At 62.5% G+C, this 26,277-nt stretch carries 30 protein-coding genes; 19 read left to right on the top strand and 11 right to left on the bottom strand.

What is annotated here, in order from left to right; translation table 11 throughout:
* The first annotated feature begins 106 nt into the window (after positions 1-106).
* Complete coding sequence (locus ABID19_RS23120) at positions 107-1,360, top strand: hypothetical protein (protein ID WP_354493275.1); 1,254 nt, start codon at positions 107-109, stop codon at positions 1,358-1,360.
* Positions 1,361-1,400: 40 nt separating this feature from the next.
* Here ABID19_RS23120 and ABID19_RS23115 read toward each other — a convergent pair whose 3' ends face one another.
* Positions 1,401-2,612: a clavaminate synthase family protein gene (locus ABID19_RS23115; RefSeq protein ID WP_354493255.1), complete on the bottom strand. Its 1,212-nt coding sequence runs from the start codon at positions 2,610-2,612 to the stop codon at positions 1,401-1,403.
* A gap of 104 nt (positions 2,613-2,716) precedes the next feature.
* Here ABID19_RS23115 and ABID19_RS23110 point away from each other — a divergent pair, with 104 nt between their 5' ends.
* The 6 genes from ABID19_RS23110 to ABID19_RS23085 all read left to right on the top strand — a co-directional run bounded on the left by ABID19_RS23110 (position 2,717) and on the right by ABID19_RS23085 (position 10,413).
* Entirely contained in the window at positions 2,717-3,751 is a 1,035-nt protein-coding gene (locus ABID19_RS23110) for a LysR substrate-binding domain-containing protein (RefSeq protein WP_354493254.1), read from the top strand.
* A 19-nt stretch (positions 3,752-3,770) separates the two neighbouring features.
* Positions 3,771-6,977, top strand: a complete 3,207-nt coding sequence (gene uvrB / locus ABID19_RS23105; RefSeq protein WP_354493253.1) for an excinuclease ABC subunit UvrB — start codon at positions 3,771-3,773, stop codon at positions 6,975-6,977.
* Positions 6,978-7,495: 518 nt separating this feature from the next.
* Complete coding sequence (locus tag ABID19_RS23100; RefSeq protein WP_354493252.1) at positions 7,496-9,025, top strand: ABC-F family ATP-binding cassette domain-containing protein; 1,530 nt, start codon at positions 7,496-7,498, stop codon at positions 9,023-9,025.
* A 105-nt stretch (positions 9,026-9,130) separates the two neighbouring features.
* Positions 9,131-9,304, top strand: a complete 174-nt coding sequence (locus tag ABID19_RS23095) for a hypothetical protein (protein WP_164547136.1) — start codon at positions 9,131-9,133, stop codon at positions 9,302-9,304.
* Positions 9,305-9,447: 143 nt separating this feature from the next.
* Positions 9,448-9,876, top strand: a complete 429-nt coding sequence (locus ABID19_RS23090; RefSeq protein WP_095491584.1) for a VOC family protein — start codon at positions 9,448-9,450, stop codon at positions 9,874-9,876.
* Positions 9,877-10,059: 183 nt separating this feature from the next.
* Positions 10,060-10,413: a DUF1428 domain-containing protein gene (locus ABID19_RS23085; RefSeq protein WP_354493251.1), complete on the top strand. Its 354-nt coding sequence runs from the start codon at positions 10,060-10,062 to the stop codon at positions 10,411-10,413.
* Positions 10,414-10,425: 12 nt separating this feature from the next.
* On the opposite strand, the gene ABID19_RS23080 is transcribed toward ABID19_RS23085, so the two are convergent.
* The 3 genes from ABID19_RS23080 to ABID19_RS23070 form a co-directional block, all read right to left on the bottom strand.
* Positions 10,426-12,009 carry a tetratricopeptide repeat-containing sulfotransferase family protein gene (locus ABID19_RS23080; RefSeq protein ID WP_354493250.1) on the bottom strand — a complete coding sequence of 528 codons (1,584 nt, stop codon included), beginning with the start codon at positions 12,007-12,009 and terminating at the stop codon, positions 10,426-10,428.
* Positions 12,010-12,221: 212 nt separating this feature from the next.
* Positions 12,222-12,485, bottom strand: coding sequence for a DUF1488 family protein (locus ABID19_RS23075; protein ID WP_354493249.1), 264 nt, complete (start codon positions 12,483-12,485; stop codon positions 12,222-12,224).
* Positions 12,486-12,538: 53 nt separating this feature from the next.
* Entirely contained in the window at positions 12,539-12,721 is a 183-nt protein-coding gene (locus ABID19_RS23070) for a hypothetical protein (protein ID WP_354493248.1), read from the bottom strand.
* A 375-nt stretch (positions 12,722-13,096) separates the two neighbouring features.
* Between ABID19_RS23070 and ABID19_RS23065 the strand changes: the two genes are divergently transcribed.
* The 5 genes from ABID19_RS23065 to ABID19_RS23045 all read left to right on the top strand — a co-directional run bounded on the left by ABID19_RS23065 (position 13,097) and on the right by ABID19_RS23045 (position 15,870).
* Entirely contained in the window at positions 13,097-13,363 is a 267-nt protein-coding gene (locus ABID19_RS23065; RefSeq protein WP_354493247.1) for a hypothetical protein, read from the top strand.
* Positions 13,360-13,608, top strand: a complete 249-nt coding sequence (locus tag ABID19_RS23060) for a hypothetical protein (RefSeq protein ID WP_095488858.1) — start codon at positions 13,360-13,362, stop codon at positions 13,606-13,608. The genes ABID19_RS23065 and ABID19_RS23060 overlap by 4 nt, the downstream gene beginning before the upstream one ends.
* A gap of 49 nt (positions 13,609-13,657) precedes the next feature.
* Positions 13,658-13,795 (top strand): hypothetical protein, encoded by a 138-nt coding sequence (locus ABID19_RS23055; protein ID WP_354493246.1) that lies wholly within the window; start codon positions 13,658-13,660, stop codon positions 13,793-13,795.
* 94 nt (positions 13,796-13,889) lie between these two features.
* The gene (locus ABID19_RS23050) at positions 13,890-14,114 is read left to right on the top strand and encodes a hypothetical protein (protein ID WP_354493245.1); all 225 of its coding nucleotides are present in this window, start codon (positions 13,890-13,892) and stop codon (positions 14,112-14,114) included.
* A gap of 157 nt (positions 14,115-14,271) precedes the next feature.
* A complete protein-coding gene (locus tag ABID19_RS23045) occupies positions 14,272-15,870 on the top strand; it encodes an EAL domain-containing protein (RefSeq protein ID WP_354493244.1) in 1,599 nt (532 codons plus the stop codon).
* A gap of 13 nt (positions 15,871-15,883) precedes the next feature.
* Here the strand turns inward: ABID19_RS23045 and ABID19_RS23040 are convergent, their stop codons facing one another.
* A complete protein-coding gene (locus tag ABID19_RS23040; RefSeq protein ID WP_354493243.1) occupies positions 15,884-16,300 on the bottom strand; it encodes a Kazal-type serine protease inhibitor family protein in 417 nt (138 codons plus the stop codon).
* A 522-nt stretch (positions 16,301-16,822) separates the two neighbouring features.
* Between ABID19_RS23040 and ABID19_RS23035 the strand changes: the two genes are divergently transcribed.
* The 3 genes from ABID19_RS23035 to ABID19_RS23025 all read left to right on the top strand — a co-directional run bounded on the left by ABID19_RS23035 (position 16,823) and on the right by ABID19_RS23025 (position 18,143).
* Entirely contained in the window at positions 16,823-17,035 is a 213-nt protein-coding gene (locus ABID19_RS23035) for a cold-shock protein (protein ID WP_023799871.1), read from the top strand.
* Between the two features lie 255 nt (positions 17,036-17,290).
* A complete protein-coding gene (locus ABID19_RS23030; protein ID WP_006202521.1) occupies positions 17,291-17,503 on the top strand; it encodes a cold-shock protein in 213 nt (70 codons plus the stop codon).
* A gap of 217 nt (positions 17,504-17,720) precedes the next feature.
* On the top strand, positions 17,721-18,143 hold the full coding sequence (locus ABID19_RS23025; protein ID WP_354493242.1) for a BA14K family protein: 423 nt from the start codon (positions 17,721-17,723) through the stop codon (positions 18,141-18,143).
* Between the two features lie 215 nt (positions 18,144-18,358).
* Here ABID19_RS23025 and ABID19_RS23020 read toward each other — a convergent pair whose 3' ends face one another.
* The 3 genes from ABID19_RS23020 to ABID19_RS23010 form a co-directional block, all read right to left on the bottom strand.
* Entirely contained in the window at positions 18,359-19,000 is a 642-nt protein-coding gene (locus ABID19_RS23020; RefSeq protein WP_354493241.1) for an MBL fold metallo-hydrolase, read from the bottom strand.
* 138 nt (positions 19,001-19,138) lie between these two features.
* Positions 19,139-19,456, bottom strand: a complete 318-nt coding sequence (locus ABID19_RS23015; protein WP_352933549.1) for a hypothetical protein — start codon at positions 19,454-19,456, stop codon at positions 19,139-19,141.
* Positions 19,457-19,601: 145 nt separating this feature from the next.
* Entirely contained in the window at positions 19,602-20,495 is an 894-nt protein-coding gene (locus ABID19_RS23010) for a branched-chain amino acid aminotransferase (RefSeq protein ID WP_354493240.1), read from the bottom strand.
* Positions 20,496-20,752: 257 nt separating this feature from the next.
* On the opposite strand from ABID19_RS23010, the gene ABID19_RS23005 reads away from it, so the two are divergent.
* The 4 genes from ABID19_RS23005 to ABID19_RS22990 all read left to right on the top strand — a co-directional run bounded on the left by ABID19_RS23005 (position 20,753) and on the right by ABID19_RS22990 (position 24,703).
* A complete protein-coding gene (locus ABID19_RS23005; protein ID WP_354493239.1) occupies positions 20,753-21,286 on the top strand; it encodes a MarR family winged helix-turn-helix transcriptional regulator in 534 nt (177 codons plus the stop codon).
* Positions 21,273-21,992, top strand: coding sequence for a response regulator transcription factor (locus tag ABID19_RS23000; protein ID WP_354493238.1), 720 nt, complete (start codon positions 21,273-21,275; stop codon positions 21,990-21,992). The genes ABID19_RS23005 and ABID19_RS23000 overlap by 14 nt, the downstream gene beginning before the upstream one ends.
* 52 nt (positions 21,993-22,044) lie before the next feature.
* The gene (locus ABID19_RS22995) at positions 22,045-23,457 is read left to right on the top strand and encodes an ATP-binding protein (RefSeq protein ID WP_352933538.1); all 1,413 of its coding nucleotides are present in this window, start codon (positions 22,045-22,047) and stop codon (positions 23,455-23,457) included.
* A 172-nt stretch (positions 23,458-23,629) separates the two neighbouring features.
* A complete protein-coding gene (locus ABID19_RS22990) occupies positions 23,630-24,703 on the top strand; it encodes a glycosyltransferase family 4 protein (protein ID WP_354493237.1) in 1,074 nt (357 codons plus the stop codon).
* A 5-nt stretch (positions 24,704-24,708) separates the two neighbouring features.
* Here the strand turns inward: ABID19_RS22990 and ABID19_RS22985 are convergent, their stop codons facing one another.
* From ABID19_RS22985 to ABID19_RS22975, 3 genes are all read right to left on the bottom strand, one after another.
* Positions 24,709-25,068: a tRNA-binding protein gene (locus ABID19_RS22985; protein WP_352933533.1), complete on the bottom strand. Its 360-nt coding sequence runs from the start codon at positions 25,066-25,068 to the stop codon at positions 24,709-24,711.
* A 12-nt stretch (positions 25,069-25,080) separates the two neighbouring features.
* Entirely contained in the window at positions 25,081-25,581 is a 501-nt protein-coding gene (locus tag ABID19_RS22980; protein ID WP_352933531.1) for a type III secretion system chaperone family protein, read from the bottom strand.
* A gap of 318 nt (positions 25,582-25,899) precedes the next feature.
* The gene (locus tag ABID19_RS22975; RefSeq protein ID WP_354493274.1) at positions 25,900-26,202 is read right to left on the bottom strand and encodes an accessory factor UbiK family protein; all 303 of its coding nucleotides are present in this window, start codon (positions 26,200-26,202) and stop codon (positions 25,900-25,902) included.
* Positions 26,203-26,277 lie beyond the last annotated feature (75 nt).

Raw genomic sequence — 26,277 nt, 5'->3', positions numbered from 1 at the left:
CATTTCAGGCTTCGGGGCCATGCTCACTGGCAAGGCCCTAAATACCCCACGGGCGCCATGCGGAAATGCATGTATGGTCGGCATGGAACACTGGAGGAGGACCATGATGACGCGATTTTCGAGCCTGCTGGCGTCCGCCCTTATTCTGCTGCTGCCGGTCGCTTCCGCTGATGCCGCAAGCCCCGAACCGGCCGCCCTGTTCGAAGCAAAAACCGTAGCGGACCGCGACAGCACGCTTACCGCGTTGGAAGCCGCCGCGCCCAGCGACCCCGCGTCGGCTTACGCCGCCGGCGCCGGCCAATTCTTCACCGCGCTGGAGATCCTGGCCGGCGGCCTGCACCGCCACGGTTTCGAGAGCCCGCAATCCTTCATGCTGCCGCTGATGCGGCTGCCGGTGCCGGACAATCCCAATCCCGAGCCGCTGACTTACGACGACTTCCGCGCCATCCTGGTCGCCTTCCGCGACCGGCTGCAGAAATCCGCCGCTACACTTGGGTCCGTGCCTGCCGATGCCGATATCGGCGTGGAGGTCGACCTCACCCGTCTCGGCATCGATCTCAACGAGGACGGCCAGATCGCGCCGGACGAAAGTGCCGCCGCTATCATGGCGTCCCTGTCAGGCGGCGCCGGTACACCAGACGCGGCCGCACCCGCCCTCACCTTCCGCTTCGACCGCGCCGACGGCTATTGGCTGCAGGGCTATGCCGAATTCCTGATGGCGCAGGCCGACTTCTGGCTGGCGCATGACTTCAGGACCATGTTCGACGGTTCGTTCCACATGCTGTTCCCGCGCGCCAAACTGCCGTTGCAGGACGCGCTCGTTCCGCCGGACGGCGGCATGAGCGGTGGCATGTTGTCGTCCGAGTGGCGCATCGCCGACTTCATCTCGCTGGTGCATCTGGTCAACTGGCCGGTGGTCGAGCCGGAGCGCCGGCAGGCGTCGCGCCGCCATCTCATGGAAATGATCCGGCTGTCCCGCGAGGACTGGAAGGCGATCCGCGCCGAGACCGACAACGACCGTGAATGGCTGCCCGGACCGCAACAGAAAGGCGCCAGCCCGCTTACCGGCCTTGAAGTCGGCGAAGAACAGGTGCAGGCCTGGCTTGCCGCGCTTGATATGGCCGAGGATCTGCTCGAAGGCCGCACCTTGCTGCCGCATTTCCGCATTGCCGATAAAGGCATCAACATGAAGCGCTTCTTCGACGAGCCAAAGGCCTTCGACCTGGTGCTGTCGATCACCGGCCCGGCTATCGCGCCGTACCTCGAGAGCGGGAAGATCCTCACCAGCGAGGAGTTCGACCAGATCCAGCGCCAGTTCGGCGGCGCCGGGTTTTTGACGTTTGCGCTGTGGTTCAATTGAGCGGGAAGCCGCCGCGGCGCTTAGGCAGGCGAAACCGCGGTTAGAAAATCGCACCCTGATAAAGCACCGTCTCCGCCTCCTCCGGGGCGAAGCGGCGCGCCAGCGTGCGGAATGCGCTGTGGACGCCGTCGCGATCGATGTTGCAGCTTCGCAAATGCCGCACCGCCAATGTCGGATCGAAGGTGCTGCGGCCATGCATGACGCGCTGATTGTCGAAAACCAGCACCTCGCCCGGCTGCAGCTGATGCTGGAACTGGTTTTGCGGATCGCAGATCAGCCGCGTCAGCTCGGCCAGCGCCTCGATCAGAGCTTCGATCCGGCCTTCAGGCGCTGTTTGTGGGGCAAGGCAGCGGTCATTGTAGCGGATACCGGTAACCTGGCCGGCGGCATCGAGGCTGATGACATGCGCCTCGGCGCTGAAGAACGCCTCGCCTGCATGCTCGCGATGGAAGGTTACGCCGTGCCGCGTCAGGAGCTCGAACAGTTCGGGCGCCCCGGTTCGCATCAGCTCGGCAACATGAAAACCGTCGACCATCAGCGACGTGCCGCCGGTGCCGGCGCCCGTCTTGATCGCATGGAAGAAGATGAAGCCAGGCGGCGAATAGCGGAACGGTTCGTCCGTATGCGGGATTTGCGCCCGCGCTGTTTCGCCGGCGACACGCGCGTCGGGCCGCGAAACCAGGTCGAACACCTTGCCATAGCTGGTCTCGCGGATCGGTCCGTAGCGGCCGGCGACGCGCATTGTCGCTTCCGCCTCGGCGGGAACGCCGGTCAGCATGGCGATGCCATGGTTACGCAGTGCGCGCAGCGAGCCGAACAGCATTTCGTCGTCCTCGACCACCGCGTCGAAGGCAAACCGGCCGAGCCGCCCCCCGAGATCGCTGCTCCAAAGCTCGGGTTGGAACCGGGCTGCTCCCCGGTCGCTTCCGGCATGATTGGCCAGGAAGCCTGAGCCGTAGCGCGAAACATGGCCGTCTTCCCAGACGACGACAATCTCGTCGGAGGCCTCGATCGAGGCAATTCGGATTCCCGGAGCGACATCGGCCGGCGTCAGCCAGCGTTTGCCGGAAGCGGTGTCCCCGCAAATTGCGCATTCGCATGCCAGCCGCAGCCAGCGCGTGGAAAGCCGCGCGATCCTGCCGCCATCAAGCTCGATCGCGATACGGTCACCCTCGTCGCGAATGGCGCGAAATGGCCGCGCGTTCGGAAGGGAATGGTTTGATATGGTCGAATGCTTGAGGGTGTCGAGCATGATCGTTGCCTTGTTTGCTTTGAATTATCCTCGGTAATCGTATGGGCTAGAACTCGTGGTTCCAAACGAGTTCCCTTCGATATGTTTTGAGGTAAACTCAATTCATGACATTGAGGGATCTCCCACTATCCGCCCTCCGGGCGCTTGCGGCGGCAGCGCGAACCGGCAGCCTGACACGCGCTGCCGAGGAACTGGGCGTAACGCCTGGCGCCGTCGGTCATCAGATACGGCAGCTCGAGGATAGGCTGGGCATCAAGCTGGTCCGGCGCTCCGGCAATGGGATCGTCCTAACGCGCGCGGCCGAGCGCGCCTTGCCGGATATCGACCGCGGCTTCGACGCCCTGGCCTCGGGAATGCGGCGGCTGCGCTTCGAACGGCAGGCCGAGACCTTCACCATCTGCGCCGATCCCTCCTTCGCCTCCCTGTGGCTCGCCCCGCGTCTCGACAGGGTGCGCACGGCGCTTGCCGGGCTCGATGTCCGCATCGTCGCCTCGGTCGCCCTCGACGCGATGCTGGAAGAAGGCGTCGACCTCGCCATCAGCTACCGCAGGGGGTCCGAACAGGATCTCGCATCGATCGATCTGTTCACCGAACGGGTGATCCCGGCCTGTGCGCCAAGCCTGCTTCAGGGGCATGCCAGGCCGGACGCAGCGGATGCGCTGGACAGGCTGCCGCTGCTGCACATCGATCCGACGATGGGCGATGACGTCTATCCGGCATGGCGGGATTGGTTCACGGCCGCCGGACGGCAGCCGAAGAGCATCGACCATGGTCCGCGCTTTGGCCTGACGATCGTGGCGGCACAGGCGGCGATCGCCGGAATGGGCGCGTTGCTGGCCAGCGAACTGGTTCTGAAGCGGCACCTCGACCCAGGTCATCTCATCGAGATCGCGCGGGATGTGCCGGCACTGACGATCAGGCGCCGCCTCGTCTGGCCCGTGCACGGTCCAAAGGCCCGCCGCGCGGCCGCCGCCGCCAAACAGCTTGCCGCTATCGCGGATTTGGCGATCGATGGTGCGCTGCCAGTGAACCCGATCGCCGCGAGTTCAAGTGAAGCGACATCGCTCCTGACAGCCTACTGTCAGGAGCTTCGTTTCGCCCCGCCCTCCTCGCCACTCCGCTCTTTCCATTTTGGCTGATACCTCCCATATTCGGGGCATGGCCAAACTTCCTGACAAAAAGACGCCGCCGCCGGCGCGTGACGATCGCGCTCCGCCGCCCAAGCGGCGCAGCCCGCTGACCGATTTCCTCGATGCGTCGGAGCCGTTGCACAAGGGCGGTTTTGCCGAGGCGCCGCAGGCCGAATTCTCAGGCACGCCGCTGACCGGCTCGATCGCGGATTGGGCCGAGCAGATCGAGCAGGAAGCCGAGAAGGAAGGACGCCCAATCTCCCCCCTCGAGGGGGAGATGTCGCCAAAGGCGACAGAGGGGGTCGGCAAAGGAAGTGCTCAGCACAAGGGACCGCCGAGCCCGGACGGACCGACCCCACCCGGCGGCTCCGCCGCCACCCTCCCCTCGAGGGGGAGGGAAGGTGCCAAGGCGAAAAAGATCCCCGAACGCTCCTCCTCCCCCGGCCGCACGGCGCGCGGCACTTCGATGGGCGGCGCGGCGTCTGCCAGGGAGCGCACCGCCGCCGGCCTCAATCCGGTCGCCGGCCTCGATGTTTCGCTGGAGGAAGCCGAGACCATGGCCTCCGGCGGCGTCACCGCCACTGTGGCGGCGCTGTCGGCACTGATCGAGTCAGGCAATCCGCTGCACAAGGACGGCGTGTTGTGGACGCCGCACCGTCCTGCCCGGCCCGAAAAATCCGAAGGCGGCATCACCATCAAGATGGTGTCGGATTTCGAGCCGGCCGGCGACCAGCCGACGGCGATCAAGGATCTTGTCGAAGGCGTCAACGACAACGACCGCACCCAGGTTCTGCTCGGCGTCACCGGCTCGGGAAAAACCTTCACCATGGCCAAGGTGATCGAGGAGACGCAGCGCCCTGCTTTGATCCTCGCCCCCAACAAGACGCTGGCCGCGCAGCTCTATTCCGAGTTCAAGAAATTCTTCCCGGAAAACGCGGTCGAGTATTTCGTCTCCTACTACGACTACTACCAGCCGGAAGCCTATGTGCCCCGGACGGATACCTTCATCGAGAAGGAGTCCTCGATCAACGAACAGATCGACCGCATGCGCCATTCGGCGACGCGCTCGCTGCTGGAGCGCGACGACGTCATCATCGTCGCCTCGGTGTCCTGCATCTACGGTATCGGCTCGGTCGAGACCTACACGGCGATGACCTTCCAGATGCAGATCGGCGACCGGCTCGACCAGCGCGCGCTGCTCGCCGACCTAGTCGCCCAGCAATACAAGCGTCAGGACATCAATTTCGTCCGCGGCTCGTTCCGCGTGCGCGGCGACACGATCGAGATCTTTCCGGCCCACCTTGAGGACCGTGCCTGGCGCATTTCGCTGTTCGGCGACGAGATCGAGGCGATCACCGAGTTCGATCCGCTCACCGGCCAGAAGACCGGCGAGCTGAAGAGCGTCAAGATCTACGCCAATTCGCACTATGTGACGCCGCGCCCGACCCTGAACCAGGCCATCAAATCGATCAGGGAAGAGCTCAAGCACCGGCTGGTCGAACTCGAACGGGCCGGTCGGTTGCTGGAGGCGCAGCGGCTGGAGCAGCGCACCCGCTTCGATCTCGAGATGCTGGAAGCGACCGGCTCGTGCGCCGGCATCGAGAACTATTCGCGCTATCTCACCGGCCGCCAGCCGGGCGATCCGCCGCCGACCCTGTTCGAATACATTCCCGACAATGCTCTGGTTTTCATCGACGAAAGCCATGTCACCGTGCCGCAGATCGGCGGCATGTATCGCGGCGACTTCCGCCGCAAGGCGACGCTGGCCGAGTACGGTTTCCGTCTGCCGTCCTGCATGGACAACCGGCCGCTGCGCTTCGAGGAATGGGACGCCATGCGCCCGCTCTCCGTCGCGGTTTCGGCGACGCCCGGCGGCTGGGAGATGGAGCAGTCCGGCGGTGTCTTCGCCGAGCAGGTCATTCGCCCGACCGGCCTGATCGACCCGCCGGTCGAGGTGCGTCCGGCCAAGACCCAGGTCGACGATGTCGTCGGCGAAATCCGCGACACGACCAAAGCCGGCTACCGCACGCTGGTCACCGTGCTGACCAAGCGCATGGCCGAGGACCTGACCGAATATTTGCACGAGCAGGGCATTCGCGTCCGCTACATGCACTCCGACATCGACACGCTGGAGCGCATCGAGATCCTGCGCGACCTGCGCCTCGGCGCCTTCGACGTGCTGGTCGGCATCAACCTTCTGCGCGAAGGCCTCGACATTCCCGAATGCGGCTTCGTCGCCATTCTCGATGCCGACAAGGAGGGCTTCCTGCGCTCAGAAACCTCGCTGATCCAGACCATCGGTCGCGCCGCCAGAAACGTCGACGGCAAGGTCATCCTCTATGCCGACCAGGTCACCGGCTCGATGGAGCGGGCGATGGCCGAGACCAACCGCCGTCGCGAAAAGCAGATGGAATGGAACGCGGCCAACGGCATCACCCCGGAATCGGTCAAGTCGCGCATCTCCGACATCCTGGACTCGGTTTACGAGAAGGACCACGTCCGCGCCGACATCTCGCAGTTCACCGACAGCGCCGGCGCGATGATGGGCAACAATCTGAAAGCCCATCTCGACGCGATGGAAAAGCAGATGCGCGACGCCGCCGCCAATCTCGACTTCGAGAAGGCGGCGCGCATTCGCGACGAGATCAAGAGGCTGCGCGAGATGGAGCTGTCCATCTCCGACGATCCGCTGGCCAAATATGCCGATATGGAAAGCCCGGTTTCGGGCCGCGAAAAGGGCAAGCACAACAAGGGCGTGGCCAAACATCGTACAGCAGAGGAACAGGAGCGTTTCCGCAAGCTCGACGAGGCACGTGCCGCCGAAGAGGCCGCCAAGGCTGCCCGGCCCAATCTCTTCCGCAAGCCGGAGCTCGACGAAATGGGCGCCGACGGCGCCGTGCCGGTGAAGAAGCCGCTGTTTTCGAAGCCGTCACTGGACGATATGGGGCCTGGTACCGACATGACGACGCCGTCAGGCGCAGTGTCGCGTTCGCTGTTCAAGAAACAGTCGGCACAAGAGGCGCACGGCTCGGATTTCGGTATACCAGGTGAACCGACCAAGCCGCTGTTCAAGAAGAACTCGCTGGACGAGATGACGGTGCGGCGGACCGAGAAGCCGGTCGAGGGCGACAAGCCGGTCAAGCGCGAGCGTGCCGGCATCGGTTCCTACGAAGGCCCCGCCGACGCCCGCCGCGAAAAACGCCGGCCGGGCAAGACAGGGCGGCCGGGACGGTAGCGATCCTTCGCGCCCCCCTCTGTCCTGCCGGACATCTCCCCCACAAGGGGGGAGATCTGCTGTGTCGCCTGCCGTGCCTTCTCCTGCAACGCTGACAATTGGCGAAAGCCGTGATGACGGCCAATCTCCCCCCTCGTGGGGGAGATGTCCGGCAGGACAGAGGGGGGCGCGAAGGATCGCCACGGAACAGATTTCATTCCGCAAACGTCATGGAGATCATCGCCGCCCTGGCCTTCGCCCACCCCTTGCCATCGGCCTCACCCATGGTGTAGCCAGTTGCCACACTCGAACGTCTAGAAAGGAGGGCTGCGTGTCTTTCGACCACCACCGTCAGCGCGGCCCTGTCCCTGCCCTGCGAGCTTGCTTGCAGGGCTGACCAGAGACGGTCCGGGTTCTCCCGCTTCGATTTTCTTGGTCTGCCCTTCGTGGTGCTGCAACGCCTGTTCTGATGGCCGGCATGCGCACCGTCAAAGTGCATCGAACCGGAGTTTTCCTCCGGGCAGACCAGAGAAACCCACATGGCCCTGATCAGCCTCAAATCCCTCGGCGTCACCATGAGTGCGCCGCTGTTTTCCAACCTTGACCTCACCATCGGCACCGGCGACCGCCTCGGCATCGTCGCCGCCAACGGCCGCGGCAAATCCACTTTGCTGAAGTGCCTGACCGGCGAAATGGAGCCGACATCAGGCGACATCACCAGCACCCGCGGCCTCCGGGTCGGCTATGTCGAGCAAGCCGTTCCCGCAGCACTGGCCGAGCGCGGCTTTCAGCAGGCGGTGGCCGACGCCTTGCCGGCCGAGCAGGCCGAAAGCGAGCAATGGCGCATCGACGTGGTTCTCGATTCACTCGACGTGCCGCAGCCGATGCGCGAGCGGCCGATGCGGGCCTTGAGCGGCGGCTGGCAGAGGCTGGCGCTGATCGCCCGCGTCTGGGTCACCGATCCCGACGTCTTGCTTCTCGACGAGCCGACCAATCATCTCGATCTCGCCAAGATCAGCCAGCTCGAAACCTGGCTGAATGCGCTGCCGCGCGAAGTGCCGGTGGTGATCGCCAGCCACGACCGGGCGTTCCTCGATGCGACGACCAACCGGACGCTGTTCCTGCGCCCTGAACAATCGCCGGTGTTTGCGCTGTCTTATTCCAGGGCGCGCGATGCTTTGAGCGAAGTCGATGCCTCGACCGAGCGCAAATTCCAGCGCGACATGAAGGTGGCGCAGCAATTGCGCCGGCAGGCGGCCAAGCTCAACAACATTGGCATCAATTCGGGCAGCGACCTGCTGACGGTCAAGACCAAGCAGCTCAACCAGCGCGCCCAGCGCCTCGAGGAGGTCGCAGCGCCGGCGCACCGCGAAAGATCGGCGGGCACGATAAAGCTCACCAATCGCGGCACCCATGCCAAGGTGCTGATCACGCTGGACGACGTGGCGGTCGAGACGCCTGACGGCACGCTGCTGTTCAGGACCGGCAAGCGCCATATCTGTCAGGGCGACCGCATCGTCCTGCTCGGCCGCAACGGTGTCGGCAAGTCGCGGCTGATCAGCCTGATCAGGAACGCCATCGTCGAGCCGGAGACGGCAGTGCAAGGCGTGAAAGTGACGCCGTCGACGGTGCTCGGCTACAGCGACCAGGCACTGTCGGGGATGAGCGGCGACGACACGCCACTGGCGATGGTCTCGCGAAAATTCGATATCGGCGAACAGCGTGCGCGCTCACTGCTGGCGGGCGCCGGCATAGTCATCGAGATGCAGGAGAAAAAGATCGGCGTGCTGTCGGGCGGACAGAAGGCGCGGCTGATGATGCTGGCGCTGAGGCTCGCCAATCCCAATTTCTACCTGCTCGACGAACCGACCAACCACCTCGACATCGACGGCCAGGAGGCGCTGGAAACGGAACTGCTCGCCCATCAGGCAAGCTGCGTGCTGGCCTCGCACGACCGCTCCTTCATCAGGGCGATCGGCAACCGCTTCTGGCTGATCGAGAAGCGGCGGCTGACCGAAGTCGATAGTCCTGAAGATTTCTTCCGGGAGGTCGCCGAGACGGGTGGTTGAAGCCTTGCGGCAAAAAAATTCCGGCGGTCTGTCGGATCATGGCCGCGCGCCCCGTCCTTGGGATGCCGACACGGTGATGCCGGCGCCAATCGAGGAGAGAGCATCATGTCCATTCTGTCATCCGTAGGTCGCATAGCGACCCGTTACTCAGCGGCGCGCGCCCGCTACCGCAGCGAGCGTGCCATCCTTTCGTTGCCGATCGAACTGCGCAAGGACATTGGCTGGCCGGAAATCGTCATCGACGCACAGAACAGCCCGCGGATTGGCCTGGCTCCTTGACAAGAGGGCGCCTTGACAAGGGGGCTCCTTGACAAGGACCGGCCGTCGCACGGTCGGCGCCAAAAAAACGCGTCGGCGATGTAGGATCGCCGCTGCCGCATTCGTCCTGTGGTTCGCAACGCCCAACCAAAGAGGAGCAAGACATGAACGATCAGCCCCAGACCCAGCCTGCCGCGAAAGTCCTCGGCGGATTGACGCCCTACCTTCAGCTGGACGGCGCCTTCAAGGCTTCAGAATTCTATCAGAAGGCCTTCGGCGCCGAGCAGGTCTTCTTCTACCCGCCGGACGAACAGGGCCGGACGATGCACATCCATCTTCACATCAACGGTTCGACGCTGATGATTTCCGACTTCTATCCCGAGCACGGCATGGCCGCGGTGAAGCCGCAGGGCTTCACCATGCAGCTCCATCTCGGCAGCGACGACATCGACGCCTGGTGGAAGCGCGCCGTCGACGCAGGCTGCACCGTCGGCACGCCGTTGCAGGTGATGTTCTGGGGCGACCGCTGGGGTCAGCTGACTGATCCCTTCGGCGTGGAGTGGGCGATGAACGCGCCGGTGAAGGCGGCCTAGCCTCCTTTCCTTCTCCCCTTGTGGGAGAAGGTGGCCGAGCGAAGCTCGGTCGGATGAGGGGTATTCCAGATTGCAATGACGGCACTCCGTCCAACACCCCTCATCCGTCTTGGCGCTGCGCGCCAATCCACCTTCTCCCACAAGGGGAGAAGGAAAACCTTACCCAACCCAAGGAGAACCACAATGTCCTATGTCGATGGCTTCGTACTCGCCGTGCCCAAGGCAAATCTCGATGCCTACAAGAAAATGGCGCAGACAGGCGGCACCGTCTGGAAGGAGCATGGCGCGCTCGCCTATGTCGAATGCATAGGCGACGACGTGCCCTATGGCGAGGTCACCTCGTTCCCTCGCGCCGTGCAGGCCAAGGACGACGAGGTCGTCGTCTTCTCATGGGTCGTCTATGAATCCAGGCAGAGCCGCGATGCAGTGATGGCCAAGGTGATGGCCGACCCGCGCATGGACGCATACCAGTCGGCGATGCCATTCGACGCCAAGCGCATGATCTTCGGCGGCTTTCAGCCTTTCATGGAGCTGTAGGCCCGCAACGCATTACGTTAGCCGGTCGAGCAGCGGCTTGAGCCGGTCGCCATAGCGCTTCCACAGATCGACCGAGCCCTGGTACATCGGCTGGCGCACCTGTGCCGCCGACGCCGTGCGTACCGGCCGGTCGGTCTCGTGGAACGACAGCACTCTATCGTCCCATGGCAGGCCGAGATGGGCGATCAGCGCCCGCGACTGCCCTTCCTGGTCGGCGACGAAATCCTCATAGCGCACATCGTGCACAACACCGGGCAGCACGCTGTGCCAATGCGCCATGATGTCGGTGTAGAGATTGTGGAAGTCGGCGAGCTCGCCGAGATCGTAGCCGTAGCGGTGACTGTCACCGCGGAAATGCACCTTGTAGATCGACAGGCAGGTCGCCGCGGCATCGCGCGCGCAATGGATGATCCTGGCCTTCGGCAGCATCATGTGGATGAAACCGATAAGCAGAAAGTTGCCTGGCATTTTGTCGGTGACATGGCGGACACGTGGATAGCGGGCATGCAGCATGTCGAGGTAGGCCTGTCCGGCGTCGGCAAAATCCGTGTCGGATACATCAGATACGCCCCAAGGAAAGCCGCCTGGCATGGTCGACGGAAACTGCTTGCCGACCACCGTCTTCAGAATACTGAGCTCGCCGGCGCCATAGACCTGGGGATGGCTGGCGATGATCTGTTCGACCAGCGTCGTGCCCGAACGCGGCATGCCGACGACGAAGATCGGCGCATCATCGGCGGTTGCGTTTGGCTTATGCTTTTCGAAGAAGCTGGCATCGAACACCGATTTCATTGCATCGAATTCGGCCCGCGTCCTCACCGGATCATAATCGATGCCCTTGCGGCGGATGGCATTGCCTTCGGCGAAATAATCAAAGGCGCGCGGGTAGTCTTTCAGATCGTCATTGGCCTTGCCGAGGCCGAAGGCAAGCTGCATGCGCGCCAAGCTGTCTGGCGGCGCCTTGGCATGCTGCGCCTCCATGCCGGCAAGCTCGGCGTCACGTTCCTTCTGGCGCTTGACCTGCGTCAGCATCAGCCAGGCCCGCGCCAGGCCGGGATTGACGGTCAGCGCCTGGCGGAACAAGTCAGTCGCTTCGTCGAGCTTGCCCTTTTCCATTAGCCCGACGCCCAGCCCGTGCAGCAGGTCGGCGTCCTTAGGCCGGATCGTCAGCGCTTCGCGGAAGACGGCAAGCGCCTCATCGAGCCGCCCGGCCTCCTGCAGCGTTTCGGCAAGCCCGATGCGGGCGCGAACATGGAACGGGTTGCGACCGATGGTGCCGCGATAGATCTCCCCTGCGTCCTCGAACTGTCCCATCTGCTTTAGCGACGAGCCGAGATTGTCGCGCGCCGCAAGCTGGTCCGGACGCAGCGCCACCGCGCCACGGAAGAAATCGACGGCTGCACTGACACGGCCGAGGTCGCGCATCACGGTGCCAAGATTGTTGAGGAAATCCGGGTTCTTGGGTTGCAGGCGCACCGACTGCTCGAGGAGATCGAGGCCTTCGGCGCTGCGCCCGGTCTGGTGCAGCAGAAGCCCGAGAAAATGCGCCGCCGCCGCGTGATTGGCCTTATGCGCCAACACCTGCCGGTAGAGCATCTCGGCTTCCTGTCGGCGCCCAGCCTGATGCAATTGCAGCGCCTGCTGCACGCGCTGGTCGAGCCCCAGCGGCGGCTGTCCGCCTGAGCCGAAATTGGCGCCCGCGCCTGCCGGTCTTCTCGGATCTCTATTGATGGGAAACCTGCCGTGTTTTGTCCGCCTGCCGCGATCTAGGCCATTGGCGCGGCAGGTTCAAGGGTTCATAGGCCAGCTTACCGGAAATCGGCCTGGGTCAACACATACATGTTCTTGCGGCCGTGAGAATAGGCTTCGCGCGCAACATCCTGGATCGACGAGCGCTCCGCATCGAACGCGCTGAGATACTCGGCTTCCGCCCCGCCCGTGGCCGTTGCCGCCGCAAGCGCTGCAATCTCCACAAAGAAGGGCACTTCGAACATGCCGTCATGGCCGACGAAACGAATGCGCCTGGCCGCAGCGTCGTAAGAGCGGCTGCGGTTGGGAAAATTGAGCGTCATGATCGAGTTCCTTGATTCATGGCAAGCTGGCGTACATGGCAAAGCCGGTCATGTCAGATCAGGCGGTGGGTTTCGGCGAGCTGACGCGCCCGCCGCACCGTGCCATCGGTGTCGGCAATCTTGCGCCTCGCTGCCTCATCACTTCTTATCGTCAGTCGCGCCGACATGACTTTGGTGGGCTTGATGATCGGCTTGATCGTTACGGTCGAACCATCGGGCGTTTTCACGGAAACCATGGATTTTCCTTTCAGATATAAATAAAAACAAATGCCGGGATGAAATTTCCCGGCCAAATTTCAACAATTCTTGTGAAGAGTTTGGATCGTATCATCATTCTACAAATATCACTAGAAAAGTAATTTCACCGCAAGATCGGCACCGGGCAGGAATCTTCTTGAATAAACCGCAATTTTGGATTAATGAATTGAGATCGTTTTTTGGGCCAAGCTTGGCATCTCGCGGCGTCAGAGGTTCTCGACCCGCCAAACTCATTCCAGATCGCCGATACCCAAATTGCCGATACAGGGACGTACGGTACTTAAGTCCCGGTGCCGCAAAGCGGGCACTACTTTGTCGGAATCACGCCGGGAACGAGACTTCGAGGCACGAGAATGTCTGGCCGAACTACCCATTCCATCGCGCATTTCGAGGCGCCCTTCATGCTCGTCGGCCTGGAGGGAAAGTTGCCGGCCGGCGACTACGACATCGACCACGATGAGGAGCTTATCGATGGCATGTCATGGCTTGCCTGGCGCCGTGTCGCCACCTTCATCCATCTGCCGGCAAGGACGGTGAAAAGCCAGACCAGCCAATTGGTCGCTATCGACCTTGCCGAGCTCGAAACCGCGCTGAGACGCGACCAGGAGAATGCCGCATGATCCGCTTCCAACAGAACGCGCGCCCGCGCACCGACACGCCCGCGCATCTTTTCGCGATCGGCCAGACCGTTCGCATGAAGAGCCGCACCGGCCTTGTCCAGAAGACCGCAGAGCTGTTCCAGATCAAGAGCAAGCTGCCGGTCAAGGACGGCTCGCCGCAATACCGCATTCGCAGCGACGAGGAGACCCATGAGCGGGTCACCACGGAAGACAATCTCGAAGTGGCCGACAATCCGAGCGCCTAGATCTTCGTCAATCGCCACCACCACATTCATCAATCACGAGGATCAAGAAATGGCCAAGGGTCAACAGCGTAGCAATCGCGAGACACGCAAGCCCAAGAAGGACAAGGCGGCGGCAAAGCCGGCTTCACCCTTCGGCTCGGCCGTCAAGCAGGCGGAAGCCGCTTTGAAGCCTAAGTCCAAAGGCTAGTGCTCCGAGGCGCCACGCAAGCCTCACCATGCTTGTGCACCCGAGCAGCTTTGGTGCACCCGCAGGACTGCGGCGCCGCAACACGGAGGCGTGCTTGAACTTCGTCGTCGAGTTCTATCGTTTGCGCGACGCTGACGAAGCGATGCTCGACAGGGTGTCACTCGAGGCGCCGAACCTGCGCGTCGCCTTGCAGGGCGCCACCGAGCTGTTCCGCTCGCTGGCGATGCCGCAGATCCCGGACCGCCTGCGCATTTCCGACGAGAACGGCAGCGAGCTCTATGCCGGCCCGGCCGATGGAACCTATCAAGCGGACCGATGAGCAGCACTGTATTCATTCAGCCACCACGCGGATCCAATTAAAGATCACGTAACGTCGAAACCATATAAGGTTCCGCTGGAACCGGGGCCGATCGCGGTTGGCTGCCCGGCAGGCCGCGCGCGAAATCGTCGCTCGCGCCGAAGGCAGGGAGGCGCACATGGACAGGCCGCGCATCATCGTGACTGCGGTGGTGCTGGCCTTGCTCGGCGCTACAGTACCCATCGCGGCGATGTTCCACTTTTCGTGGGTCCTGGCGGTTCAGGAAGAACATCAACGGCTGGATCTGTTCGCCAACCGCGCGATCGCCAGGGCCGGCATATCGCTCAAGGACGCAACCGACGCGTTGCGTGAGATCGACCGGTTCACCGGCGACCGCTGTTCGGTGGGCCACATTGCCCGCATGCGGCAGCTCACCATCAACACCCGCTCGATCGAAGAGATGGGTTACTTCGAGAACGGCCTGCTCAAATGCACATCCTGGGGGCAGACCGAAGGACGCGTTGCCCAAGCCGCACCGGATTTCACCACCGCGGACAGCGTTGCCGTCACTGCCCGGATACAGCCGCTGGCCAACCAGGGCCATCCGCTGATGGCCCTGCAGTACAAGCACCATAATGTCCTTGTCGATCCTCTGCGCTTTGTCGACATCGTCGTCGATCCCGACATTCAACTGGCCCTGGCGACAAACACGGGCGTCTTGCTCAGCGCACTGAACGGGCCTGACCCAGCCCGCATCGGCAAGATCATCGCCGCCCCAGGCAAAGGCCTGGATGACGGTCATCTGTTTGCCACGGCGCGCGGGACGGACTGGATCGCGGTTGCCACCGAACCGGAAAGCCAGATCGTGGACAGCGTGCGCAGGCGGCAATTGCTGCTGCTTCCTCTCGGCGCTTTCATTGCCGCCTTCATCATCGGCATGGTCGCCTGGTTGTCGCGGCGGCGGCTGTCGCCGCTTGGAGAATTGCAGATTGCCGTGCGCAAGCACGAGTTCATCGTCCACTACCAGCCAATCGTCGAGCTCAAGACCGGCAATTGCGTGGGTGCGGAAGCACTGGTGCGCTGGAAACGACCGGACGGCTCGCTGGTCCGACCCGATCTTTTCATCCCGCTGGCCGAAGAGAGCGGTCTGATCGCGGCAATCACCGATCAGGTCATAGCCCTTGTCGTTTTGGACCTGAAGAAGCTTCTTGTCGCCAATCGTTCTCTCCACATCGCGATCAATCTGAGCCCGGCCGACGTCAGAACGGCAAGGGTCCTTCCGGTCATCGAAAAGGCCCTGCAGCATACCGGAATTCACGCTCGGCAGATCTGGCTGGAGGCGACGGAGCGCGGTTTCGTCGACGTCGATTCAGCACGCTCGACCGTCATTCGCGCCCGCGAGCTTGGCCATGCGGTCGCAATCGACGACTTCGGCACAGGCTATTCGAGCCTATCCCACCTTGAGGGCCTGCCGCTCGATGCGCTGAAGATCGACAAATCGTTCATCGACACGATCGCTACGGATTCCGCCACCAGTTCCGTCACGCCGCATATCATCGACATGGCCAAGACGCTGAAACTGAAGGTCATTGCCGAGGGCGTGGAGACGCAGGCGCAGGCCGACTATCTGATGGAACATGACGTCGATTATGGCCAGGGCTGGCTGTTTGCCAAACCCATGCCCGCGGCGGAATTCATCGCCTATTGCCGCAAGATGAAGCCGCCGGCGCAAGGACAGAACGTGGAGCACTATCTCCCCCGAGATCGGGGGAGATAGAACCCTTAGCGCCTCAGCAGGGACCGTCTTCGACGATGCGATAATCGGCGGCACGGGCCTCGCATGCATTGGGGAAGGTGCGCAGGTCGCCACGGCGGCGTCCACAGACAGGGGCATACTCGCGGGTGCAGAATGTCTGCTCCTCACCGCCGCCACCGCCGCCACCATCACCATCGTCGCGGCACTGGCCGTCGCGGATGATGCGGTATCCGGCCCGTTCGGCAAGGCAGGCATTGGCGAAGGTCTGGCGGTCGCCCCCACGACGGGCGCAGACCGGATCATACTGCTTGGTGCAGAATTGCGGCTCGGGCCTTGGCGGGCGGTACCCCGGTCCTTCGTCCACCACCACCGCGGTACAGGCTGCAAGAACTGCTGACAGCAACAGGATGGCAAAACCCTGCCGCGAGAAGATTGCCGCAAGAAATTTCATAACTTTACCTCCCTCGAGCCCCCGCCCCAATGCATGTCGCCCGAAAAGCTGCCCACGGGCCTACCCGAGGATGCGCAGCGGTTGGATAACGACATGCACAAAATGCAAAACGCGTTCCACTCCAAGCCGATCCTCGCTATTCCACCGCCAAATGCAACCCCTGTTTGCAAGCTCCCGGCCCGCTGGGCCATACGAGGCCGGGCTCTGGCCGATGACCGAGCGAAGAGCCGGGTCTATCGATGCCATGAGACGGAACGCGCCCATCGGGCGGCGGCCGGGACGCTACCTTGCAACCATCACGTTTCCGTGCGATAAATTTTGTGTTCGGGCATTTGCGACCCGGAGAGCGGAACGTTTTGGACGACCTTTCCCCGATACTGTGAATCTCTGACGGCCCCGTTTTTCGGCGGGGGGTTTTGACCATGCGCCAATGCATGACTGCCGAAGCAACCACCGGGACTTGCCCACGGCTCCAGGCGGCGGGCAAACCACAAGACTGACACGGGTGAAGGAGTTTCCCCAATGGCCCAGACCGGCACCGTTAAGTTCTTCAACGCAACCAAAGGCTTCGGCTTCATCACGCCAGATGACGGCGCCAAGGACGTGTTCGTCCACATCTCCGCGATCGAGGCTTCGGGCTTGCGCACGCTCGTCGATGGCCAGAAGGTCACCTTCGACGTCGAGCCCGACCGGATGGGCAAGGGGCCGAAGGCGGTCAATCTCCGCGCCGACTGAACCGTCCCGCGCACGTCCGCTCGGACGTGCTCAGGGACTGTGCCTGAGGTCTCCACGGGCGTTATGCCGGCTTTCAGCGCCGGATCCGAGTTTTCGAAGGCGCGGCGCTTTTCGTCGCGCCTTTTTTCGTGCCCGAGGGGGCGAGCCGACGGTTGCAAAACTTTCTCTTGCCGATGACGCTAAAATAAACGACAAATTTCCACTCGGGCATTTGCCGGCCCGAGACTGGACTTGATGGGATCAAAGGAGCTTCCCATGCCGCAGACCGGCACCGTCAAATTCTTCAATCATGCCAAAGGCTTCGGCTTCATCACGCCGGATGATGGCGCGAAGGATGTCTTCGTCCACATTTCGGCCGTGCAGGCGTCGGGTCTTCCCGGTCTTGAGGATGGGCAGAAGGTAACATTCGACACCGAGCCGGACAAGCGCGGCAAGGGTCCGAAAGCCGTCAACCTGTCGATCGGCTGAGCCGGGATCGGGACAGCACCGGACGGATTTCGCAGGGCAGGTCCGCTCGTTGTTGAGCGTGCAATATTTGTGGCTCGCGCCATGCCTGATCGATGAATGCCGACTGGGCCCAGCCCGCCAATTTCGTTCAGCCCCCGTTCAGCCACGGTCGCCTATTAGCCTTCGATAAAGCCGGACCGCATCCCAAATTACACGGGCCGGCACGAAGGAGACCGACATGAACCGAATTTTCAAGACCACCATCCTGTCCGCCGCGATTGTCGCGACCACGCTTGCGACCTTGCCCGCGGCGAGCGCCGGTGAGTGGCGCCACCGGCACCACCATCGCGGCAATGGCAATGGCGATGCGATCGCGGCAGGCGTCCTTGGCCTGGCGGCCGGCGCCCTGATCGTTGGTGCGCTCAACAATCCGCAGCCCAGCTATTACGACCCCGGCTATAACGATTATGATCGTTATCCCCGACCCGCCCCGGTGCGCCGCTACTACGCGCAACCGCGGGTCGCCTACAATGAAGGCTACGCCGAGCCATGGACCCGTGGCTGGTATGAGTATTGTTCGGACCGTTATCGCTCGTTCAACGCCCGCACCGGCACGTTCACCGGCTATGACGGCGAACAGCATTTCTGCACCGCCAACTAATGCATGTCGCCCAAAAAGCATGCCAACGGGCCTGACCCGAGGGTGCATGGCGGTTTTGGGATAACGACATGCACAGAGACAAGGCCTTAAAGAGCGAAGCGCTTTAAGGCTCCCCTGCCCCAAAAGCGTTGTCCGCGTGGCCAACGCTTTTTGTTGTCGGCATGTGCAAGACAAGAGCCTGGTGCGCGCTTCACCAGGCACTGACGCAGCGCGCTTTAGATCAGGAACGGATTGCCCCGGCGCTCCTCGCCGAAGCGACCGCCGGGACCGTGGCCGCAAATGAAGCCAACGTCGTCGCCGAGCGGCAAAAGCTTGTCCTTGATCGACGCAATCAGCGCGGCGTGGTCGCCGCCCGGCAGGTCGGTGCGCCCGACAGACCCGCGGAACAGCACGTCGCCAACATGGGCGAACTTCGCAGCGCGATTGTAGTAGACGACATGGCCGGGCGCGTGGCCCGGGCAATGAAAGACCTCGAACGCGTGCTGGCCGAACGAGACGGTATCGCCTTCCTTGAGAAAGCGGTCAGGCACGCAATTGCGCACGGGATCGGTGAGGCCGTAGAGTTTCGCCTGGTTCTCGAGATTGGCAAGCAGCGGACGGTCGGCCTCGTGCGGGCCGATGATCTCGATGCCGAGCGCCGCCTTCAGGTCCATGGCGCCGCCGGCGTGATCGATATGACCATGCGTGATCCAGATCGCGCCGGCGTTGATCGCATTGTCCTTAAGCACCGCCAGGACCTTTTCGATATCGCCGCCCGGATCGACGACGACGCCGCTCCTGTCGTCCATGTCGAAGAGGATGGTACAGTTTTGCTGGAAAGCCGTAACCGGCACGATACCAGCATTGAGCTGACCCATGATCGTCCTTTCCCCATATCCCCCTGATACTGTGTCGCCCTGATGTAGAGACACATCTAAACGACGTCCACCGCTGGCACGGACACAAAAGAAATGGGCGGCCGAAGCCGCCCATGCGAAAGCCCGAAAACGCCAGGCTTATTTCTTCATCGCATTCATGACCGCGCCGATGATGCCGGTCAGAATCGCGCCACCGCCGGCACCGCCGATGATGTTTTGCAGATTGAGCGCACTGCCCAATCCGCCGGTTGCCGCTGCCGCCGCTGCCGGATCAACCGTGCCACCGCCGAGCAGGCTACCGAGGATGGCCGCGCCGCCGACGCCGCCAACGGCGCCGCCAAGGATCTTGGGAAGCTGACCCATTGCCGCCGTCTTGATCGCCGCGCCAACTGCCTGACCACCGATGATACCCGTAATCACCTGAATAATGATCGGAAGAAGCGTGTTCATGTCCATATTACCAGTCCCTCCATAGCTGCCAGCCTCCCGGGCCGACAGCATCATGAGACGCCGAATTGGACGAAAGTCAAATGCAGAAGTGCTTAAATAAAAGGGGCGGCCCGAAAACCGCCCCTACTAGTTAAAAAAGCTGTGACTTTCGTTATTCTGCGGCGATCGCATGCTTGGGTTGAACGGCCGCAGAATAGTCGTTCATCAGAGTCTTGGCGATTTCACCCACCTCGAATCGGTATGGACCGATCTCAGAAACGGGCGTCACCTCGGCAGCCGTCCCGGTGAGGAAGCACTGCTGGAAGCTTTCGAGCTCTTCGGGCATGATGGCGCGCTCGATCACCTCGAAGCCGCGGTCCTTGGCAAGACCGATCACCGTACGGCGGGTGATGCCATCGAGAAAACAGTCTGGGGTGGGGGTGTGGATCTTGCCGTCCCTGACGAAGAAGATGTTGGCGCCGGTCGCCTCCGCAACCTGGCCGCGCCAGTCAAGCATCATAGCGTCGGCATAGCCCTTGGCTTCGGCGGCGTGCTTGGACATGGTGCAGATCATGTAGAGGCCGGCGGCCTTCGATTTCGACGGCGCGGTGCGCGGATCGGGACGGCGCCATTCGGCCAGATCGAGACGGATGCCCTTCAGCTTCTGCGCCGGATCGAAATAGCTCGGCCACTGCCAGATGGCGATGGCGCAGTTGATCCGGCTGTTTTGCGCCGAAACGCCCATCTGTTCGCTGCCGCGCCAGGCGATTGGCCGGACATAGGCATCCTGGAAGCCCTGCTTCTTCAACAGCGTGCGGCAGGCGTCGTCGATCTCGGCAACCGAATAGGGGATCTTGAAGCCGAGCAAGCGTGCCGATTCGTGCAGGCGCTCACTATGGTCGGTCAGTTTGAAAATCTCGCCGCCATAGGCGCGCTCGCCCTCGAACACCGCGCTGGCGTAGTGCAGGCCATGGGTCAGCACGTGGACCTTGGCGTCAGCCCATTTGACGAACTCACCGTTGATCCAGATAAAGCCATCCATTTGGTCGAAGGGAACGGATGCCATGTTAACCTCCCGCGGGCGGCCGCCCGCACATCATTGTTTTTCGTTTCAGCCGCACCGGGCGGCCCGTTTCTTCAAAGCCTAGAGTGTCTCAAAGCGTAGGCGGATATATAAGATCTGGCAAACTCAGGAAGTTCCGGAAAAACGGCCTTCCCTTGCCTTTTCGTTCGCAATCCGCCGAAAAGCTTGTCAAAAATTACCATCGGGAGGAAAATACGTCAATAGTGCTGACGTAATTTCCCTTTCACCGCGGAGAGAAGATGACGGATCGCAGCCACCCAACCGCAAAACCGATCAGGACGGCGATCACCGACGAGGACGGCATCGACTTCGCCATCATCGAACTGTTTTTCTTCGCCTATCGCGATTTTACCTCCGACCCGGACCAGATCCTGGCCGATTATGGCTTCGGCCGCGCCCATCACCGGGTTCTGCATTTCGTCAATCGCAGGCCGGGCCTGACGGTCGCTGAACTCCTCGACGTGCTGAAGATCACCAAGCAGAGCCTGGCGCGCGTGCTCAAGCAACTGATCGACACCGACCACGTCGTCCAGTTGCAGGGCCCGCGCGACCGCCGCCAGCGCGAACTCTATCCGACGGCCAAGGGCCGGGCGCTGGCGTTGGCGCTGGCGCGGCCACAGTCGCGCCGCATCCATGCTGCATTGGAAGATTCCGGAGCCACCGAACGTGCCTTAATCGAGCGCTTCCTGGAAGCGATGGTCAATCCGGAACTAAGGGCGCAGATCGACATTGTGCCCGCAAAAATGTCAGGGAAAAGCCATGGAGACCACTGAAAGGGTTGATCAACCGGCAGCACCGGATGATGATGCACCGCATCTGCTGGTGATCGATGACGACACTCGTATCCGCAATCTTCTCAAACAATATCTGACGGAAAACGGCTTTCGCGTCACTGTTGCCGGAAATTCCAGCGAAGCGCGGCGCAAGCTCGCCGGCCTCGATTTCGATCTGCTCGTGCTCGATATCATGATGCCGGGCGAAACCGGCGTCGAGCTCGCCAAAGCGTTGCGGGCAAGCAAGAACGTGCCGATCCTGATGCTTACCGCGCTTTCCGAGACCGACAGCCGGATCACCGGGCTCGAGGCCGGCGCCGACGACTATCTGCCGAAGCCTTTCGATCCCCGCGAATTGATCCTGCGCATCAACAACATCCTGCGCCGCGGCGGTCCGGCAACGACGCCCAAGGTCGAGCAGCTGGTCTTCGGCCCCTACACGTTCCAGATCGCCAGGCGGGAGCTCAAGCGCGGCGGCGAGGCGCTGAAGCTGACGGACCGCGAGCAGGAGATCCTGGCGATCTTCGCGGCGCGAGCCGGCGAGACGATACCGCGCCATGAGCTCGTCGGCGACGAGTCCGAAGTCGGCGAGCGCACCATCGACGTCCAGATCAACAGGCTGCGCCGCAAGATCGAACGCGATCCGTCCAATCCGGTCTGGCTGCAGACCGTGCGTGGTATTGGGTATCGGCTCAGCGTGGAATAGACTCCTGTCCGCAGCCCCTTGTTGAGTGGCTGCAGATGAGCAAAAAGGGCGAATGGCGACCACGCAACTGGAACGGCCGGAAGATAGCGGCTTGAGCGCTCGCGCCAAGCGGGCGCTGAAGGCGGTGCCGCTCGCCTGGAAACGGTTCTGGCGCCTCGTTTCGCTTTACATGCCGAAGCGGCTCTACGCCCGCTCGCTGATCATCGTCATCGCACCGATGATCCTGCTGCAATCGGTGCTCGCCTTTGTCTTCATGGAACGTCATTGGCAGACCGTGACGCAGCGCCTGTCGCAGGCCACGGTCCGCGACATTGCCGCAATCGTCGACCTGGTGGAAACCTATCCGAACGACGCCGACTACGCCAACATCATCCGCATCGCGCAGGATCGCATGCAGCTGAAGATCGACTTGCTTCCGCCCGATCCGCTGCCGGCGCCCGGTCCAAAGCCGTTCTTCTCGATCCTCGACGAAATTCTCTCGTCCGAGATCACCCATCAGATCAATCGTCCGTTCTGGATCGATACGGTCGGCAATTCCAACATCATCGAGGTCCGCGTCCAGCTCGAGGGCAAGGTGCTGCGCGCCTTCGTGCGCCGCAGCCAGGCCTATGCATCGAACACCCACATTTTCCTGATCTGGATGGTCGGCACCTCGCTGGTGCTGCTGATGATCGCCATTCCCTTCCTGCGCAACCAGATCCGGCCGATCCTGACGTTGGCCGAGGCCGCCGAGAGTTTCGGCAAGGGCCGGCCGATGCCGCGCGATTTCCGTCCGCGCGGCGCCGAGGAGGTGCGTCGCGCCGGCTTTGCCTTTATCCAGATGCGCGAACGCATCGAACGCCAGCTCGAACAGCGCACCGCCATGCTGACCGGCGTCAGTCACGATTTGAGAACCATCCTCACCCGCTTCAAGCTGCAGCTGGCGCTGACCGGGACCAAGGCCGACACCGAGGCGCTCGGCCAGGACATCGACGACATGCAGTCGATGCTGGAGGGCTATCTTGCCTTTGCCCGCGGCGAAGCGACGGAAGACGCCGGCCGTTTCAATCTAGAAACCTATTTCGACAAGCTCGGCGAGGAGGCCACGCTGCGCAAGCGCAAACTGTCGACCGCGCTCACCGGCGATCCAAATGTGCATGTGCGGCCCCACGCCTTTGCCAGGCTGTTGTCCAATATCGTCGGCAATGCCTTCCGTTACGCCAAGACAGTTGAGATCAACGCCAACCATAGCCGCGGCTCGCTGCTCGTCACCATCGACGACGACGGTCCGGGCATTCCGCCCGAAAAGCGCGAGGACGTGTTCAAGCCTTTCGTGCGGCTCGACGAGGCCCGCAACCTCGATGCCAGCGGCACCGGCCTCGGCCTTGCCATCGCCCGTGACATCGCCCGCAGCCATGGCGGCGACATCATGCTGGACAAGAGCCCGCTCGGTGGCCTGCGCGCCGTCATCAAGGTTCCGGCCTGATTAGAGCGACAAGCGTCCAATTGGACGCACAAAGTACGGCCGCCGGCTTGCGCCTTCATCGGCCCGTCATGAAACCATGTTGAAGAGCGCGCATGAAGCGCGCGAACTTGATTGATTCGGCCTTGCGGCCTCGCATCAAGGAAACCGACGACCTTTCAAGCAAAGGGCTGCCATGCGCATCCTGATGGTCACCGATGCCTGGCGCCCGCAAGTCAACGGCGTCGTCCACACACTGGAACGGCTTTCGGAAACCCTGAAATCCTTCGACGTCGAGACGGGCTTCCTGACCCCAAATATCTTTCGCACCTTGCCCCTGCCGACCTACCCGGACATCCGCCTGGCACTGACGACGCCGGGCCGGGTCGCGCGCCTGATCGAAGCGCGCAACGCCGATCATATCCATATCGTCACCGAAGGCCCGCTCGGCATCATGGCGCGGCGCTATTGCCGCAAGGCAGGCCGGCCGTTCACGACAAGCTATCACACGCGCTTTCCGGAATATCTAAGCGCGCGGCTGCCGATACCGGAAGCCTGGGCCTATCGCTGGCTTCGCGATTTCCACAATTCCGGACAGGGCACGCTGGTCGCCACCCAATCGCTGGCGGACGATCTATCGGCGCGCGGCTTCACCAAACTGAGACCATGGACGCGCGGCGTCGACACCGACCATTTCCGGCCGGACAAGAAGAAGGACCTGGGGCTCAAGGGACCGATCTTCCTCTGCGTCGGCCGCGTCGCGATCGAAAAGAACCTGGCCGCCTTCCTCGACCTCGACCTGCCCGGCAGCAAGGTGATCGTCGGCGAGGGGCCGGAGTTGGCCAGGCTCAAGGCCAGATACCCCGCTGCCCATTTCCTTGGCCACCGTCCGAACGACGAACTGGCCGAAATCTACGCCTCGGCCGATGTCTTCGTTTTCCCCAGCCGCACCGACACGTTCGGCAATGTCATCATCGAGGCGCTGGCCAGCGGCACGCCGGTCGCAGCCTATCCGGTGACCGGGCCAATCGACATTGTCGGCGACGGCGTTGGCGGAGCGGTGTCGAACGATTTGCTTGAGGCAGCGCTCGCCGCGCTCCACGTCAATCGCGCCGAGGCGCGCCAACGGGCAATGCGCTATAGCTGGAAAGCCTGCGCGGAGATGTTCCTGGAGACGGTCGAAGAGGCGCTGGGAACGACACGTAAGCTGACACCACCTTTCGTCATCGGGCAAAGCGGCAGCAAAGCCGGCGCGCAGACCCAAGGATGACGAAGCTAGAATAGTCGGCCGCCGTCGGGCACCTTGCGTTCGATTGCGCCGAGGACGACGGCACCCTCCTCGTCGGGGAAACCGAGCGTCAGCACTTCCGACATGAAAGGTCCGATCTGCCGTGGCGGAAAATTGACCACCGCGAATACCTGCCGGCCGATGAGCGTCTCCGGCGTATAATATTTGGTGATCTGCGCCGACGATTTCTTCACCCCGATGTCGGCGCCGAAATCGATCTTCAGCTTGAATGCCGGTTTGCGCGCCTCGGGGAATGGCTCGGCCTCGACGATCGTGCCGGCACGGATATCGACACGGTCGAAATCGGCGAAGCTGATCTCGGGCTTGCGCTGGCTGCTCGAACTCATTGAGGACCTGGCTCAGGCGTTTCCATAAGTCTCGAACAGGACGCCGGCCAGCGCATCCTTGGCAGAGGTTCCCGACCAGACGACGAACTGGAACGCCTGGAAATAGCATTCGCAGGCTTCCAGCGCCGACGACAGCAGCACCTCGACCTGCTGGCTCGACGGCTCGACTCCACCGGCGAGCAGCAGCGACTGGCGGAACATGATCGCGCCTTCCTGTTCCCACAGGTCGAAATGGCCGAACAGCATCTGCTCGTTGATCAACGAAAGCAGCCGCATCACCTCGAGCGCGCGCGCCTCCGGCACCTTGATGTCGAAAGCGCAAGCCAGATGCAGCGCCTCGAAATCCTCCATCCAGGAAAATGAGACGTGGTAGTCGGTCCAGCTTCCGGCAACCGAAATCGAAATCTCGTCGTCGCCGGCTCGCTCGAAAGACCAGTCGTTGTTGTGGGCCACCTGCTCGATGACATCCACCGGGTGGATTTCGCGCGAGAGTTCGAGTTCGAGAAGTTCCATGGAATGCTTCCTGTCGTTCAGGGGAGCGCCTCACGCTCCGCGGGGCACACACAGCGAACAATCTTGTCTAGAACTCGGACGGCCGGGACTTCGTCAACGCAAAGACCCCAGACCGGACCCCACCGCCCGGCGGCATGACCCTGCTCCGAATCATGCAACAAATTCAGTCTATTGATCGGGAGTCGCGTGACCAGCCCAATTTTTCGCACTGCGTCATTCGCATGTGGAAAGCCGCTGTCACAAAGATTCACGCAATGCCGTTAAGGGATTCACGACAAAGCGCTTTTTGCGATTGTGCTTTGTGGAAAAGTTTAACGATTATTTTTTTGACCTGGGCTTTGCCGCAGCCGCAGGTGCGGCCTGCCCGGTCAATTCGGCGAGCTTTGCCTCAAGTGCTTCGAGGCGCGCAGCGAGACGGGTGTTTTCTTCCCTGGCCTTCGCAGCCATATCGCGGGCGGCCTCGAATTCTTCGCGCTGCACCAGGTCCATCGAGTTGAGAAGGCGCTCGGCCTGCCCTTTGAAGGCGGTCTCCACTTCGCGACGTACCCCTTGCGCAGCACCCGCGGCGTCGGTCATCAGCTTGGCGAATTCATCGAGAATGCGGTTCGGTCCGGTCGACATGGCAAATCCTCGCTTGGTCGATTTGACGTAGTGGCGCGCGACGCGGAATGCAAGCATCCACATCGCCTTGACCCC

This window comes from Mesorhizobium robiniae (assembly GCF_040545535.1).
Taxonomy (GTDB): Bacteria; Pseudomonadota; Alphaproteobacteria; order Rhizobiales; family Rhizobiaceae; genus Mesorhizobium; species Mesorhizobium robiniae.
The sequence above is the reverse complement of the archived record's forward strand: the minus strand, read 5'-3'. Positions and strand labels throughout refer to the sequence as shown.

Excerpts from the sequence above, each read along its gene's own strand:
- ABID19_RS23005 (WP_354493239.1), top strand. The coding sequence starts at position 20,753 with ATGACGGATCGCAGCCACCCAACCGCAAAACCGATCAGGACGGCGATC.
- ABID19_RS23035 (WP_023799871.1), top strand. The coding sequence starts at position 16,823 with ATGGCCCAGACCGGCACCGTTAAGTTCTTCAACGCAACCAAAGGCTTC.
- ABID19_RS23030 (WP_006202521.1), top strand. The coding sequence starts at position 17,291 with ATGCCGCAGACCGGCACCGTCAAATTCTTCAATCATGCCAAAGGCTTC.
- ABID19_RS23090 (WP_095491584.1), top strand. The coding sequence starts at position 9,448 with ATGAACGATCAGCCCCAGACCCAGCCTGCCGCGAAAGTCCTCGGCGGA.
- ABID19_RS23040 (WP_354493243.1), bottom strand. The coding sequence starts at position 16,300 with ATGAAATTTCTTGCGGCAATCTTCTCGCGGCAGGGTTTTGCCATCCTG.
- ABID19_RS23025 (WP_354493242.1), top strand. The coding sequence starts at position 17,721 with ATGAACCGAATTTTCAAGACCACCATCCTGTCCGCCGCGATTGTCGCG.
- ABID19_RS23100 (WP_354493252.1), top strand. The coding sequence starts at position 7,496 with ATGGCCCTGATCAGCCTCAAATCCCTCGGCGTCACCATGAGTGCGCCG.
- ABID19_RS22975 (WP_354493274.1), bottom strand. The coding sequence starts at position 26,202 with ATGTCGACCGGACCGAACCGCATTCTCGATGAATTCGCCAAGCTGATG.
- ABID19_RS23000 (WP_354493238.1), top strand. The coding sequence starts at position 21,273 with ATGGAGACCACTGAAAGGGTTGATCAACCGGCAGCACCGGATGATGAT.
- ABID19_RS23055 (WP_354493246.1), top strand. The coding sequence starts at position 13,658 with ATGGCCAAGGGTCAACAGCGTAGCAATCGCGAGACACGCAAGCCCAAG.
- ABID19_RS23010 (WP_354493240.1), bottom strand. The coding sequence starts at position 20,495 with ATGGCATCCGTTCCCTTCGACCAAATGGATGGCTTTATCTGGATCAAC.
- ABID19_RS22995 (WP_352933538.1), top strand. The coding sequence starts at position 22,045 with ATGGCGACCACGCAACTGGAACGGCCGGAAGATAGCGGCTTGAGCGCT.
- ABID19_RS23095 (WP_164547136.1), top strand. The coding sequence starts at position 9,131 with ATGTCCATTCTGTCATCCGTAGGTCGCATAGCGACCCGTTACTCAGCG.
- ABID19_RS23080 (WP_354493250.1), bottom strand. The coding sequence starts at position 12,009 with ATGCTCTACCGGCAGGTGTTGGCGCATAAGGCCAATCACGCGGCGGCG.
- ABID19_RS22990 (WP_354493237.1), top strand. The coding sequence starts at position 23,630 with ATGCGCATCCTGATGGTCACCGATGCCTGGCGCCCGCAAGTCAACGGC.
- ABID19_RS23115 (WP_354493255.1), bottom strand. The coding sequence starts at position 2,612 with ATGCTCGACACCCTCAAGCATTCGACCATATCAAACCATTCCCTTCCG.
- ABID19_RS23060 (WP_095488858.1), top strand. The coding sequence starts at position 13,360 with ATGATCCGCTTCCAACAGAACGCGCGCCCGCGCACCGACACGCCCGCG.
- ABID19_RS22980 (WP_352933531.1), bottom strand. The coding sequence starts at position 25,581 with ATGGAACTTCTCGAACTCGAACTCTCGCGCGAAATCCACCCGGTGGAT.
- ABID19_RS23110 (WP_354493254.1), top strand. The coding sequence starts at position 2,717 with ATGACATTGAGGGATCTCCCACTATCCGCCCTCCGGGCGCTTGCGGCG.
- ABID19_RS23015 (WP_352933549.1), bottom strand. The coding sequence starts at position 19,456 with ATGGACATGAACACGCTTCTTCCGATCATTATTCAGGTGATTACGGGT.
- ABID19_RS23085 (WP_354493251.1), top strand. The coding sequence starts at position 10,060 with ATGTCCTATGTCGATGGCTTCGTACTCGCCGTGCCCAAGGCAAATCTC.
- uvrB (WP_354493253.1), top strand. The coding sequence starts at position 3,771 with ATGGCCAAACTTCCTGACAAAAAGACGCCGCCGCCGGCGCGTGACGAT.
- ABID19_RS22985 (WP_352933533.1), bottom strand. The coding sequence starts at position 25,068 with ATGAGTTCGAGCAGCCAGCGCAAGCCCGAGATCAGCTTCGCCGATTTC.
- ABID19_RS23120 (WP_354493275.1), top strand. The coding sequence starts at position 107 with ATGACGCGATTTTCGAGCCTGCTGGCGTCCGCCCTTATTCTGCTGCTG.
- ABID19_RS23075 (WP_354493249.1), bottom strand. The coding sequence starts at position 12,485 with ATGACGCTCAATTTTCCCAACCGCAGCCGCTCTTACGACGCTGCGGCC.
- ABID19_RS23070 (WP_354493248.1), bottom strand. The coding sequence starts at position 12,721 with ATGGTTTCCGTGAAAACGCCCGATGGTTCGACCGTAACGATCAAGCCG.
- ABID19_RS23045 (WP_354493244.1), top strand. The coding sequence starts at position 14,272 with ATGGACAGGCCGCGCATCATCGTGACTGCGGTGGTGCTGGCCTTGCTC.
- ABID19_RS23020 (WP_354493241.1), bottom strand. The coding sequence starts at position 19,000 with ATGGGTCAGCTCAATGCTGGTATCGTGCCGGTTACGGCTTTCCAGCAA.
- ABID19_RS23065 (WP_354493247.1), top strand. The coding sequence starts at position 13,097 with ATGTCTGGCCGAACTACCCATTCCATCGCGCATTTCGAGGCGCCCTTC.